Below are 11,900 nucleotides of genomic sequence, written 5' to 3'. Positions count from 1 at the left end.
TGCTAGGCCGCAAACTGGTTCATCGTGTTGTGTGCGCCACCGGCCTTGAGCGCTGCTTCCCCAGCGAAATAATCCTTATGATCGTCGCCAATATCGCTGCCGCTCATATTTTGATGCTTCACGCAGGCGATGCCCTGGCGGATTTCCTTGCGCTGGACGCCCTCGACATAGCCGAGCATCCCGGCTTCGCCGAAATAGTCCTTGGCCAGGTTATCGGTGCTGAGCGCCGCCGTATGATAGGTCGGCAAGGTGATGAGGTGGTGGAAAATCCCCGCCCGCGCCGCCGCATCCTTCTGGAAGGTGCGGATCTTCTCGTCTGCTTCGCGGCCCAATTCCGTCGCGTCATAGTCCGCGCTCATCAGCTTCGCCCGGTCATAGGCGCTGACATCCTCGCCGGCTTCGACCCAGGCGTCATAGACCTGCTGGCGGAAGTTCAGCGTCCAATTGAAGCTGGGCGAATTGTTGTAGACCAGCTTGGCGTTGGGGATGACTTCCCGGATGCGGTCGACCATCGACGCGATCTGTTCGATATGCGGCTTTTCCGTCTCGATCCACAGCAGGTCCGCGCCGTTCTGGAGCGAGGTGATGCAATCGAGGACGCACCGATCCGCACCCGTACCTTCGCGGAACTGGAACAGGTTGCTGGGCAGGCGCTTGGGGCGCAGCAGCTTGCCGTCGCGGTTCAGGATGACGTCGCCATTCTTCGCCGTCGCCGGGTCGATCTCCTCGCAATCGAGGAAACTGTTATACTGGTCGCCAATGTCGCCTGCTTCCTTGCTGACCGCGATCTGCTTGGTCAGGCCCGCGCCCAGCGAGTCGGTGCGTGTGACGATGATGCCATCATCGACGCCCAGTTCCAGGAAGGCGTAGCGGCACGCACGGACCTTCGCGAGAAAGTCTTCATGCGGCACCGTGACCTTGCCGTCCTGATGACCGCACTGTTTTTCGTCGCTGACTTGGTTTTCGATCTGAAGCGCGCAGGCGCCCGCCTCGATCATCTTCTTGGCGAGCAGATAGGTCGCCTCGGCATTGCCGAAGCCCGCGTCGATATCCGCGATGATGGGGACGACATGGGTTTCGAAATTGTCGATGGCATGGGTCAGGCGCTGCGCCTCGACTTCGTTACCAGACTCGCGCGCCTTGTCGAGATCGCGGAACAACATGCCCAGTTCGCGGGCGTCGGCCTGCTTCAAGAAGGTGTAGAGTTCCTCGATCAGCGCGGCGACGCTGGTCTTTTCATGCATCGACTGGTCGGGCAGCGGCCCGAAATCGCTGCGCAGCGCGGCGACCATCCAGCCGGACAGATACAGATATTTCTGCTTCGTCGTGCCGAAATGCTTCTTGATCGCGATCAGCTTCTGCTGACCGATGAAGCCGTGCCAGCAGCCCAGCGACTGGGTGTAGTTGGCCGGGTCCAGATCATAGGCGGCCATGTCGCGGCGCATGATGCCAGCGGTATATTTGGCGATGTCGAGGCCGGTGTTGAAGCGGTTCTGGAGCTTCATGCGGGCGACGGATTCGGCGTTGATGCCGTCCCACGTGCCGGGGTGGCTGCCGATGAGGCTCTGCGCCTTTGCGATATTGTCCTGATAGGTCATGGGCCGTTGTCCTTGCGGTCGGTGAGCTGTTGCCCCTCGCCTACGCCCCCCTTGCGCAGCGCGGCAGTCCTCCTGAAGTTCAGTTGTCGATCTTTACAAAAATCTGCTGTAAAGTTGTAAAGCCTGCACAGGAGCATGAGTCATGGCCAAGGATCGTCCCGTCTATATGGGGCCGCGACTGCGGCGGCTGCGGCGTGAACTGGGCCTGACCCAGGCCGACATGGCCGCCGATCTCGACATTTCCGCCTCCTATGTGGCCCTACTGGAACGCAACCAGCGCCCCCTGACCGCCGACATGCTGTTGCGGCTGGCGCGCACCTACAAGCTGGACATGGCGGAGGTGGCGGGCGACGGCGGCGCGGAACAGACCGCGCGGCTCCAGGCCGTGCTCAAAGACCCGATGTTTGCGGACATCGACCTACCGCAACTGGCGACCGGGGATGTGGCGGTCAATTATCCCGGCATCACCGAAGCGCTGCTGCGCCTCTACACCAGCTATCGCGAGGAGCATCTGGCGCTGGCGGATCGGGGGGCGGACACGGAACCGCAGGAGGATGTCGCCGATCCCGTCGCCGAATCGCGCCGCTTCCTCGCCGCCCGCCGCAACAGCTTCCCCCTGTTGGACGACGCGGCGGAGAAACTGGCGACGGAGGCAGAGGCCGAAGGCGGCCTCATCGCCTGGCTCAAGGCGCGCCACAATCTCCGCGTCCGCCGCCTGCCCTCCGACGTCATGGCCGGATCGATGCGGCGGCTGGACCGGCATCGCGACGCGGTGCTGCTGGACGACACGCTCGACAGCGCGAGTTCATCCTTCCAACTTGCTCTCCAGATCGCCTATCTGGACATGCGCAAGAGCTTCGACGCGATCCTGAAGGACGGCCAGTTCGCCAGCGAAAGCGGCCGCCGCCTCGCCCGCCGTGCGCTCGCCAGCTATGGTGCCGCCGCGATCCTGATGCCCTATACCGCCTTCGCCAAGGCGGTCGAGGCGCGGCGCTACGATGTGGAGGCGCTGGCCCGTCAGTTCGGCGCCAGTTTCGAACAGACCGCCCATCGCCTGACCACATTGCAGAAACCGGGGCAGGAGCGTGTTCCTTTCTTCTTCCTGCGCGTCGATCCGGCCGGCAACGTCTCCAAGCGGCTGGACGGCGCGGGCTTTCCCTTCGCCCGCCATGGCGGCTCCTGCCCGCTCTGGTCGGTGCATCGCGTGTTCGAAACCCCGCGCGAGGTGGTGACGCAATGGCTGGAACTGCCCGACGGCCAGCGCTTCTTCTCGATCGCGCGCACGGTGACGGCGGGCGGGGGGGGCTGGGGGGCGCCACGGGTCGAACGCGCCATCGCGCTCTGCTGCGCGGCCGACCATGCCCATCGCCTGATCTATACGCAGGACGCCCCGCCGCCGGAGCCAACCCCAATCGGCGTCACCTGCCGCCTGTGCCACCGCAGCCAGTGCATGGCCCGATCCGCTCCGCCGATCGGCCGTGACATGCTGCCCGACGATTATCGCCGCACCCGCACGCCATTCGGCTTTGCGGATGGTTAGTTTTCGATCAGGTCCAGATAGGCGACGACATCATTGTCGGTGGCGAGGAACAGGCCGTCCTGCACCTCTACCGACTGCTGTTCCGCGACATGCAGCGCCTGACTCAAAGGGCCATACATGATGGTCCGGGCCGCGCCGTCATCGCCCAGATGATAGAGGCGGACGGTGGCATTGTCATAGGTGCTGCGCATCGCAGCCTTCTACACGACGCCGCGCCCAAGTCAGCGCCGATCCTTGACCTTCATGCTGGGCGCCAGCTGGTTCGCGCCGATCCGCACCGCATCGTCGGTGAAATTGGCGACGAAGGTCGAGTTGCGATCCACGCCCGGCACGAAGCCCGCCTTGTTCCCCTCGATCACCAGCCCCGCGCTGCTATGTTCGCGGCCTTCAGGGGCCACGGTGATGAAGGCGGACCAGTTATCCTTGTCCTTGCCCTGCACCATTTCATTGCCCGTGATGCTGCCGGTCGCGCCGTTGGACAGGTCGATCATATAGTTGGTCAGATGCCCGGCGCTGTCGTCGAAACTGTTGCCGCTGATGGTGACGCGGGCGGTTCGGGTTTTCAGATAATGGCCGCCATCGCCCTGATCGAACCGGCTGTTGGTGACGGTCAGGCTGGCGAGGCGGCCGATATAGATGCCGTGCGCGCAATCCAGATCGCGATCGCAGCGGCCCAGATGGCGAAAGGTCGATTTGTCGATGACCACCTGCCCGCCGTCATAGTCGCCGGTCAATATGCCCTCCTCGCTGTTGCGGAACAGGCTGTTGCTGACGTTCAGATTGCCGCTTTCCAGCCGAATGCCCGCGCCATTGCCGTCAGGCACGCGGATATTCTGGAAGATGATGCCATCGACCGTGCTGGACCGGCCGCGCAGGACGAAGGCGCCCTTGCCCTCGCACGGCACGCCATCGAATATCACGCTGCCCGGCGTCGCTGCGCGGATGGTGACGTCGCCGCCCTGCTGAACCGCGCATTGGCGATAGGCGCCGGGCGCCACCACCACGGTCCCGCGCCCGTCGCCGATCGCGCCCAGCGCGTCGCCCAGCCGCGCATAGGCGCGGCCGGTTTCCGCCACGGTGAAGGGCGCGCCGCCGCCCTGGGCAAAGGCGGTCGCGGTGATGGCTGCGGACAGCAGCAGAGTCGTGGACAGGATGCGCATGGCGACAGGCCTACAACGCCCGACCCCATGCGCCAACGCACGGATAGGGTTAACGAAAAACCGCCCCATCGCGGGACGGAAGCGGCGTCCCGCGTTAACGCCGCGTCATTCCCACTTGGCGGTCGCCTTCTGCGTCTTTTGGTTCCAGAAAATCTGGATCTTGCTGATCGTGCAGAGGTCGAAATTGGTCCAATAGGCTTCGTCGCCGTCGGTGAAGATGACCTTCAGGTCGTAATTGCAGATGGCGTTCTTGGCCTTGAAGGTGATCGGCACGGAATGCGCGTCCTCCAGCACCTCGTCCTCCATCACGTCATCGCCCCAATTTTTCGACTTGGCGGGCGAGACATAGACTTCGGCGATATCATAGCCGGTCTTGTTGAACAGCGTGAAGTCCTGGTCGCCAGCGACAGCAGGCGCGGCAAGCATCAGGGCGCAGGCGCCCAGGGCAATAGACATGATCTTCATAGGAGTCCCCCGATGTCGACCGGAAGGATCGACATCGGACGGCATAATTTATTCTAGATACGGCAACAAGCGGTTGTTTTTCGTATCTTAATCCAGATTGGGACGCAGATAGCGCTCGGCCGTTTCCAGGTCGATCCCGCGCCGCTGGGCATAATCTTCCAACTGGTCCCGACCCACGCGGGCGACGCCGAAATATTCGGCCTGGGCATGGCCGAAGTAAAAGCCGCTCACCGCCGCAGTCGGCAGCATCGCGAAACTCTCCGTCAGCGTCGCGCCGGTCGCATGATGGGCATCCAGCATGTCGAACAGGATCGGCTTCAAACTATGTTCCGGGCAGGCCGGATAGCCCGGCGCCGGGCGAATGCCGCGATATTGCTCCTTGATCAGCGCCTCGTTGGTCAGCTGCTCGCCCTCGGCATAGCCCCACAGCGCGGTGCGGACATAATGGTGCAGCCGCTCGGCGAAGGCTTCGGCGAGGCGATCGGCGAGCGCCTTCAAAAGAATGTCCGAATAGTCGTCGATCGCGTTCTTGAAGCGGGCCAGATGCGGCTCGATGCCGTGGATCGACACGGCGAACCCGCCCATCCAGTCGCCGTCAGGACTGATGAAGTCAGCGAGGCACATATTGGCCCGCCCTTCCCGCTTCTGGATCTGCTGGCGCAGCATCGGCAGGCGGACATGCTTTTCATCCTCGACATGGACGATGATGTCGTCGCCCCCCATGTCATTGGCGCGGCGGCAGGGCCACAGGCCCGCCACACCGCGCGCGGTCAGCCATTTATCCTTGACGATCTTGTCCAGCATCGCCTGCGCGTCGGCGAACAGGCTGGACGCGCTTTCGCCCACCACTTCGTCGGTCAGGATCGCGGGATAATTGCCCGCCAGTTCCCACGCGCGGAAGAAGGGCGTCCAGTCGATATAGGGGACCAGATCGGCCAGATCCCAGTTCGGGAAGCGATGCACGCCGGGCAGGCGCGGTCGCGGCGCCTTGAGGCTCTCGTCGATTTCGAATCCGTTGGCGCGGGCGTCCTCGATCGGCACCAGCGCGCTTTGCCCCTTGTTCGCGCGGGCGACGCGGACATGCTCATAATCATCCTTGGTCTTGGCGACGAAGGCGTCCTTCTGCGTTTCGGACACCAGCGCGGTCGCCACGCCCACGGCGCGGCTGGCGTCCAGCACATGGACGACCGGGCCGGCAAAGGCCGGATCGATGCGCAGCGCGGTGTGGACGCGCGATGTCGTCGCGCCGCCGATCAGCAGCGGCATCACCATGTTCGCGCGCTGCATTTCCTGCGCCACCGTCACCATCTCGTCCAGCGAGGGGGTGATGAGGCCCGACAGGCCGATCATGTCGGCGTCATGATCGTTCGCGGCCTTGAGGATGTCCTGCCACGGCACCATCACGCCCATGTCGACCACGTCGAAGCCGTTGCACTGGAGCACCACGCCGACGATATTCTTGCCGATATCATGGACGTCGCCCTTGACCGTCGCCATGATGATCTTGCCCTTGCCCTTGGCGCCCGGCTCCTTGGCGGCCTCGATAAAGGGCAGCAGATGCGCGACCGCCTTCTTCATGACGCGGGCGGATTTCACCACCTGGGGCAGGAACATCTTGCCCGCACCGAACAGGTCGCCGACCACGTTCATGCCGTCCATCAACGGCCCTTCGATCACCTCGATCGGCTTGGCGGCGACAAGGCGGGCTTCCTCCGTATCCTCGACCACATACATGTCGATGCCCTTGACCAGCGCATGTTCCAGCCGCTTAGCGACCGGCCAGCCGCGCCATTCCTGCGCCGCCTTTTCGGTCGCCGCATCCTTGCCGCGATAGCTTTCGGCCAGCGTGACCAGCCGCTCCCCCGCGTCGGGATCGCTGTTCAGCAGCACGTCCTCGCACGCCTTGCGCAGCACCGGGTCGATCGTGTCATACACATCGAGCTGGCCCGCATTGACGATCGCCATGTCGAGGCCGGCGGGAATGGCGTGGTAGAGGAACACGCTGTGCATCGCCCGACGCACCGGCTCGTTGCCACGGAAGGAGAAGGAGAAGTTGGACAGGCCGCCCGAAATATGGACATGCGGACAGCGCGCCTTGATCTCCCGGCACGCCTCGATGAAATCGACGCCGTAGTTGTTATGCTCCTCGATCCCCGTCGCCACGGCGAAAATATTGGGATCGAAGATGATGTCTTCGGGCGGAAAACCGATCGTCATCAGCAGCTTGTAGGCGCGCTCGCAAATCTCGACCTTGCGCTCTTTCGTGTCGGCCTGGCCCGTCTCGTCGAACGCCATGATGACCGCCGCCGCGCCATAGGCCATGCATTTGCGGGCATGGAACAGAAAGGCTTCCTCGCCCTCCTTCATGCTGATCGAATTGACGATCGGCTTGCCGCTGACGCATTTCAGGCCCGCCTCGATCACATCCCATTTGGAAGAGTCGATCATCACCGGCACGCGGCTGATGTCCGGTTCCGACGTCATGAGCTTGAGGAAGGTCGTCATCGCCTCGACCGCGTCGAGCAGCCCCTCGTCCATGTTGACGTCGACGATCTGCGCGCCATTCTCCACCTGCTCGCGCGCGATGTCGATCGCGGCGGCATAGTCGCCCGCCATGATCAGCTTCTTGAACTTGGCAGAGCCGGTGACGTTGGTGCGTTCGCCGATATTGACGAAGGTGGCGGTGGATTTCTGAGTCATGTTTCAAAGGGTCCGTTCGCTTCGAGCGAAGTCGAGAAGCATTCCCGCCCGTGTCTCGACTACGCTCGACACGAACGGCGGTTGGGTTCAGGCGGCGATATGCATCGGCTCCAGCCCCGCAAGCCGCGTCACGACCTCCAGTTCCGGCACCAAGCGCGGCTTGTGCCCCTCCAGCGCCTTCGCCACCGCGCCGATATGCGCGGGCGTCGTGCCACAGCAGCCACCGACCATATTGACCAGCCCCTCATCCACCCAGTCGCGGATCAGCCGCGCGGTGGTTTCGGGCAGTTCGTCATATTGCCCCAGTTCGTTGGGCAGCCCCGCATTGGGATAGGCCAGGATCAGCGTGTCGGCGTTTTTCGACAGTTCGCTGAGATAAGGCCGCAGCAGGTCCGCGCCGAACGCGCAGTTCACGCCGATGGTCAGCGGCTTCAAATGGCGCAGCGAATACCAGAAGGCGTTGATCGTGTGGCCCGACAGGTTGCGACCGGACATGTCGGTGATGGTGAAGCTGAGCATCAGCGGCACCGAACGGCCCGCCGCCTCCTCCGCCTCGCGCGCGGCCATGCCCGCTGCCTTGGCGTTCAGCGTATCGAAGCAGGTTTCGACCAGCAGGAAATCCACGCCGCCCGCGATCAGCGCATCGCACTGTTCGCGATAATCGGCCTTGAGCGTATCATAATCGACCTCGCGATAGGCCGGATCGTTCACGTCCGGCGAAATCGACAGCGTCTTGTTGGTCGGGCCGATCGAACCGCATACGAAGCGCGGCTTGCCATCGGTCGCCGTCGCCTTCTCGCACGCGCTGCGGGCCAGCTTGGCCGCCGCGATGTTGATGTCCCACACCAGATGTTCGCAGCCATAGTCGGCCATCGCGATCTTGGTCGAACTGAAGGTATTCGTCTCGATCATGTCCGCGCCGGCCGCCAGATAGGCGGCATGGATGCCCTCCACGATGTCCGGCCGGGTCAGGCACAGCAGGTCGTTATTGCCCTTCTGGTCCTTGGCCAGGTCGAGGTCGCCGCGATAATCGGCCTCGGTCAGCCCATGTTTCTGGATCGACGTGCCGTATCCGCCATCGAAAATCAGGATCTTGTCGGCAGCCAGTTGGCGCAATTTTTCTTCGGCAGTCATATGCTCCCTCTCCCCGTTCGGTTCGAGCTTGTCGAGAACCCTCGCGCGACCAGTCCTCGACAAGCTCGAACCGAACGGAGGGGGTTAATCCGTATCAGGCGTCCACCGCCGCCTTGGCCCGAAGGCCCAGCAGATGACAGATCGCAAAGCTGAGTTCCGCCCGGTTGAGCGTATAGAAATGAAAGTCGCGCACGCCGCCTGCATAGAGGCTGCGGCACAGTTCCGCTGCAATCGTTGCCGACACCAGTTGGCGCGAGGCGGGATGATCGTCCAGCCCTTCGAACAGACGCGCCATCCAGTTGGGCACCTGCGTGTTGCACATGGCGGCCATGCGCTGGGTCGCGGCGAAATTGCTGACCGGCATGATGCCCGGCACGATGTCGGCCGTGATACCGGCCGCCGCCGTCTTGTCCAGGAATCGGAAATAGGCTTCGGGCGAAAAGAAGAATTGCGTGATCGCGCGGGTCGCCCCGGCGTCCAGCTTGCGCTTGAGATTATCGAGATCGCTCTGCGCGCTCGCCGCCTCCGGGTGGACTTCGGGATAGGCCGACACCGAAATCTCGAACGAGTGCCGCTTCATCAGCCCGTCGACCAGCTCGGCCGCGCTTTTATACCCGTCCGGATGCGGCTCGAACGTCCCGCCCACCTCTGGCGGATCGCCGCGCAGCGCGACGATATGGCGCACGCCCGCGTCCCAATAGGCGTCGGCAATCTCGCCAATCTCATCCTTGCTCGCCGCGACGCAGGTCAAATGCGCCGCGGCCGCCAGCGGCGTTTCGCTGGCGATGCGGGCCACCGTATTATGCGTCCGCTCGCGCGTGGAGCCGCCCGCGCCATAGGTGACGGACACGAATTTGGGGGCCAGCGGCGCCAATGTCTCGATCGCCGACCATAGCTGCGCTTCCATCTTCTCCGTTTTGGGCGGGAAGAATTCAAAGCTGACACGGGCGTCGCCGGCCAGGTCCGCATAGAGCGGTGCCGCGGGATCATTCAGGGTCATGCGGAAATCCGTTCGTCTTGATGCCGGATGCGCGCGCTCCCGCGCCGTCCCAGCCACAGTTGCACCGTCAATTCCTGGCCGGGCAACGTCTCCACCCGCTCCAGCGCCAGGCCCGCCTGCGCGAACCAGCTTTCGATCTGCTCGTCGGAAAAGCCCAGTCGCGCATGTTGGTCGCGCAGCCGCAGCTCTTCGCGTTCATGCGCCGCGAAATCGGCGATCAATACCCGGCCGTTCGACGCCGTCACGCGCGCGGCTTCGGCGATCACCAGTTCGGGCGCCTGCGCATAATGCAGCACCTGATGCAGCACCACCGTATCGGCGCTGCCCGGCTCCAGCGGCAGGGCGGAAAAATCGCCCAGCAACAGCGCATATTTGTCGCCCGCATCCTGCGGCAGTTTGGCGCGGGCCAGCCGCAGCATGTCCGGGCTGCGATCGAGCGCGGTCACCTGCTGCGCAGCCTCGCCGAACAATGCGATCATCCGCCCGGTGCCGGTGCCGATATCGAGCAGATGACCGATCGGTTCGCGGCCCAGCAGCGCGGTCATCGCCGCCTCCACTTCGGCTTCGGCGACATGAAGCGAGCGGATCGCGTCCCATTCCTCGGCATGTTCGGCAAAATAGCTTTCGGCAGCGCGCGCGCGGTCGGCGCGCACGGCCGCCAGACGCGCCAGATCGGCCGCCTGCCACAACGCCTCGCTGTCGGACGGCTCCAATCGGTCGAACAGGGTCAGGAAAGGCGCGACCACCCGCGCCTTGCCCAGCCGCAGGAACACCCAATTGCCTTCTTTGCGGCGCTCCACCAGTCCTGCTTCCGCCAGGATGCGAACATGGCGCGACACCCGCGGTTGGCTCTGCCCCACGACCTGCGCGATCTCCCCCACCGCCAGCTCCATCGCCCGCAACAGGTGGATGATGCGCAAGCGCGTCGGGTCGCCAAGTGCCCGGAAAATATCGAGTGCCGCCTGCATATGGGTATCATATAAAGAAATCTTTATATACGTCAATGCGATCATTTGATTGGGCATTGTTCCGAGCGTTTTTCGACCGCACTGCAACAAAAGGGCGCAGGATCGACCTTTCGCCCGCATGAATGGGATTGCCTTGCTCCGCTCAAAGCATTACGAATCGGCGCGCAGGCGCAATGGGGGGTGAGCTTTTCTCCGAGAGTGGTCTGCAATTTGTTTTTCTCAGAGAGGGGTTTGTGCCCATGACCAAGTCGATTGCTCTTTCGCTCGTTCTCGCCGCTTCGCTCGGCCTGGCTGCTTGCTCAGGCGGCACCGAAAACGCCGCCAACAACGCCGCCAATTCGGCCGAGAACGCGTCGAACGCTGCCGACAACGCCATGAACGCTGCGCTGAACGCTGCCGACAACGCCGCCAACGCTGCGTCGAACGCGACCAACAACGTCGCCAACGCGATGTAATCAGGTCCCGTTCGGGTCTTGAAGTTATGAAGGGGGTCGCACCAGCAAAGGCGCGGCCCTTTTCGTTGGAGCGCCGTCTATGATCCGCATCTTCCTGTCCATGGCCGTGGCATTCGCGCTGGCGGCTTGCGATTCCGGGTCGCAGGATGGCGTCGGCGGCGTCAGCGCCGGTGAGGCCAAAGCGCTCAATGAGGCGGCCGCCCGGCTCGATGCGCGCGCCGGCGCTGCGCGGAGCGGCGACCCCGGTCTCAATCCCGCCGCCGTCGCGGCCGCACGCGCCGACCGGAACCGCGTCCCACCGCCGCCACAGCCTGCGCTCTGACACATGAAAAGGACCGCCCTTTGCAGGACGGCCCTTCCCGATTGGTCAATGCAGCGGGGGTCTTAGCAGTTTCGGTCGATCGCGCGGCCGGCCAGCGCACCCACGCCCGCGCCGATGATGGCGCCGGTGGTGCCGTCGCCGCGACGGCCATAGCGACCCGAACTCCGGCCGACTTCATTGCCCAGCAGACCGCCGGCGATCGCACCGATGATGGTGCCGCCCGTGCCATTGTCCCGGCAGCGATAGCCGCCGCGATAGCCGCGATAGCTGTTGCGATAATAGTCGCCGCGATAGCCACGATTATACCCGCGATAATAGCGATCGCCGCGGTAGCCGCGATTATATCCGCGATAATAGTCGCCGCGGTCATAACCACGCGAATAATGATCGCGCGCCATTGCCGGGGTCGCGGTCACGGCCGCAAGGGAGGCGGCGCCCATCGCCAGAGCGGCTCCCATATTCACAAGAAATTGCATCTTCATGGCGTTGCTCCTCAATTACCATCCTCTTGGGCGGTCGCATGAAAAAACACGGCATTGCCCTTCGATTGACGTCTTT

General features: G+C 63.6%; 12 protein-coding genes. 3 read left to right on the top strand and 9 right to left on the bottom strand.

Translation table 11 applies throughout. The annotated features are described in order from the left end of the window. Positions 1-2: 2 nt before the first annotated feature. Positions 3-1,598, bottom strand: a complete 1,596-nt coding sequence (locus EWH12_RS04660) for an isocitrate lyase (RefSeq protein ID WP_129925870.1) — start codon at positions 1,596-1,598, stop codon at positions 3-5. A gap of 142 nt (positions 1,599-1,740) precedes the next feature. Between EWH12_RS04660 and EWH12_RS04655 the strand changes: the two genes are divergently transcribed. After that, positions 1,741-3,138 (top strand): helix-turn-helix domain-containing protein, encoded by a 1,398-nt coding sequence (locus tag EWH12_RS04655; protein WP_129925869.1) that lies wholly within the window; start codon positions 1,741-1,743, stop codon positions 3,136-3,138. Here EWH12_RS04655 and EWH12_RS04650 read toward each other — a convergent pair. From EWH12_RS04650 to EWH12_RS04620, 7 genes are all read right to left on the bottom strand, one after another. Then, positions 3,135-3,329, bottom strand: a complete 195-nt coding sequence (locus EWH12_RS04650) for a hypothetical protein (RefSeq protein ID WP_129925868.1) — start codon at positions 3,327-3,329, stop codon at positions 3,135-3,137. The two genes, EWH12_RS04655 and EWH12_RS04650, sit on opposite strands and share 4 nt — an antisense overlap. 30 nt (positions 3,330-3,359) lie before the next feature. Beyond that, entirely contained in the window at positions 3,360-4,298 is a 939-nt protein-coding gene (locus EWH12_RS04645; RefSeq protein WP_129925867.1) for a right-handed parallel beta-helix repeat-containing protein, read from the bottom strand. 105 nt (positions 4,299-4,403) lie between these two features. After that, positions 4,404-4,754, bottom strand: coding sequence for an argininosuccinate lyase (locus EWH12_RS04640; protein WP_242495954.1), 351 nt, complete (start codon positions 4,752-4,754; stop codon positions 4,404-4,406). Between the two features lie 96 nt (positions 4,755-4,850). After that, entirely contained in the window at positions 4,851-7,463 is a 2,613-nt protein-coding gene (metH, locus tag EWH12_RS04635) for a methionine synthase (protein ID WP_129925866.1), read from the bottom strand. An 87-nt stretch (positions 7,464-7,550) separates the two neighbouring features. Next, the gene (locus tag EWH12_RS04630) at positions 7,551-8,597 is read right to left on the bottom strand and encodes a homocysteine S-methyltransferase family protein (RefSeq protein WP_129925865.1); all 1,047 of its coding nucleotides are present in this window, start codon (positions 8,595-8,597) and stop codon (positions 7,551-7,553) included. A gap of 94 nt (positions 8,598-8,691) precedes the next feature. After that, positions 8,692-9,597, bottom strand: coding sequence for a methylenetetrahydrofolate reductase (gene metF, locus EWH12_RS04625; protein ID WP_066604548.1), 906 nt, complete (start codon positions 9,595-9,597; stop codon positions 8,692-8,694). Continuing rightward, a complete protein-coding gene (locus EWH12_RS04620) occupies positions 9,594-10,565 on the bottom strand; it encodes an ArsR/SmtB family transcription factor (protein ID WP_129925864.1) in 972 nt (323 codons plus the stop codon). Before EWH12_RS04620 ends, metF begins: the two co-directional genes overlap by 4 nt. A 239-nt stretch (positions 10,566-10,804) precedes the next feature. Here EWH12_RS04620 and EWH12_RS04615 point away from each other — a divergent pair, with 239 nt between their 5' ends. Next, positions 10,805-11,020 carry a hypothetical protein gene (locus tag EWH12_RS04615; protein ID WP_037491279.1) on the top strand — a complete coding sequence of 72 codons (216 nt, stop codon included), beginning with the start codon at positions 10,805-10,807 and terminating at the stop codon, positions 11,018-11,020. Positions 11,021-11,099: 79 nt separating this feature from the next. Continuing rightward, positions 11,100-11,342: a hypothetical protein gene (locus EWH12_RS04610; protein WP_066604551.1), complete on the top strand. Its 243-nt coding sequence runs from the start codon at positions 11,100-11,102 to the stop codon at positions 11,340-11,342. A 62-nt stretch (positions 11,343-11,404) separates the two neighbouring features. On the opposite strand, the gene EWH12_RS04605 is transcribed toward EWH12_RS04610, so the two are convergent. After that, positions 11,405-11,824, bottom strand: a complete 420-nt coding sequence (locus EWH12_RS04605) for a glycine zipper 2TM domain-containing protein (RefSeq protein ID WP_066604552.1) — start codon at positions 11,822-11,824, stop codon at positions 11,405-11,407. Positions 11,825-11,900: the final 76 nt, after the last annotated feature.

It is taken from the genome of Sphingobium cupriresistens, assembly GCF_004152865.1.
Classification (GTDB): Bacteria; Pseudomonadota; Alphaproteobacteria; order Sphingomonadales; family Sphingomonadaceae; genus Sphingobium; species Sphingobium cupriresistens.
The sequence above is the reverse complement of the archived record's forward strand: the minus strand, read 5'-3'. Positions and strand labels throughout refer to the sequence as shown.

Coding starts and splice junctions, on each gene's coding strand:
- EWH12_RS04650 (WP_129925868.1), bottom strand. CDS start 3,329: ATGCGCAGCACCTATGACAATGCCACCGTCCGCCTCTATCATCTGGGC.
- EWH12_RS04645 (WP_129925867.1), bottom strand. CDS start 4,298: ATGCGCATCCTGTCCACGACTCTGCTGCTGTCCGCAGCCATCACCGCG.
- metF (WP_066604548.1), bottom strand. CDS start 9,597: ATGACCCTGAATGATCCCGCGGCACCGCTCTATGCGGACCTGGCCGGC.
- EWH12_RS04660 (WP_129925870.1), bottom strand. CDS start 1,598: ATGACCTATCAGGACAATATCGCAAAGGCGCAGAGCCTCATCGGCAGC.
- EWH12_RS04620 (WP_129925864.1), bottom strand. CDS start 10,565: ATGCAGGCGGCACTCGATATTTTCCGGGCACTTGGCGACCCGACGCGC.
- EWH12_RS04610 (WP_066604551.1), top strand. CDS start 11,100: ATGATCCGCATCTTCCTGTCCATGGCCGTGGCATTCGCGCTGGCGGCT.
- EWH12_RS04640 (WP_242495954.1), bottom strand. CDS start 4,754: ATGTCTATTGCCCTGGGCGCCTGCGCCCTGATGCTTGCCGCGCCTGCT.
- EWH12_RS04630 (WP_129925865.1), bottom strand. CDS start 8,597: ATGACTGCCGAAGAAAAATTGCGCCAACTGGCTGCCGACAAGATCCTG.
- EWH12_RS04605 (WP_066604552.1), bottom strand. CDS start 11,824: ATGAAGATGCAATTTCTTGTGAATATGGGAGCCGCTCTGGCGATGGGC.
- metH (WP_129925866.1), bottom strand. CDS start 7,463: ATGACTCAGAAATCCACCGCCACCTTCGTCAATATCGGCGAACGCACC.
- EWH12_RS04655 (WP_129925869.1), top strand. CDS start 1,741: ATGGCCAAGGATCGTCCCGTCTATATGGGGCCGCGACTGCGGCGGCTG.
- EWH12_RS04615 (WP_037491279.1), top strand. CDS start 10,805: ATGACCAAGTCGATTGCTCTTTCGCTCGTTCTCGCCGCTTCGCTCGGC.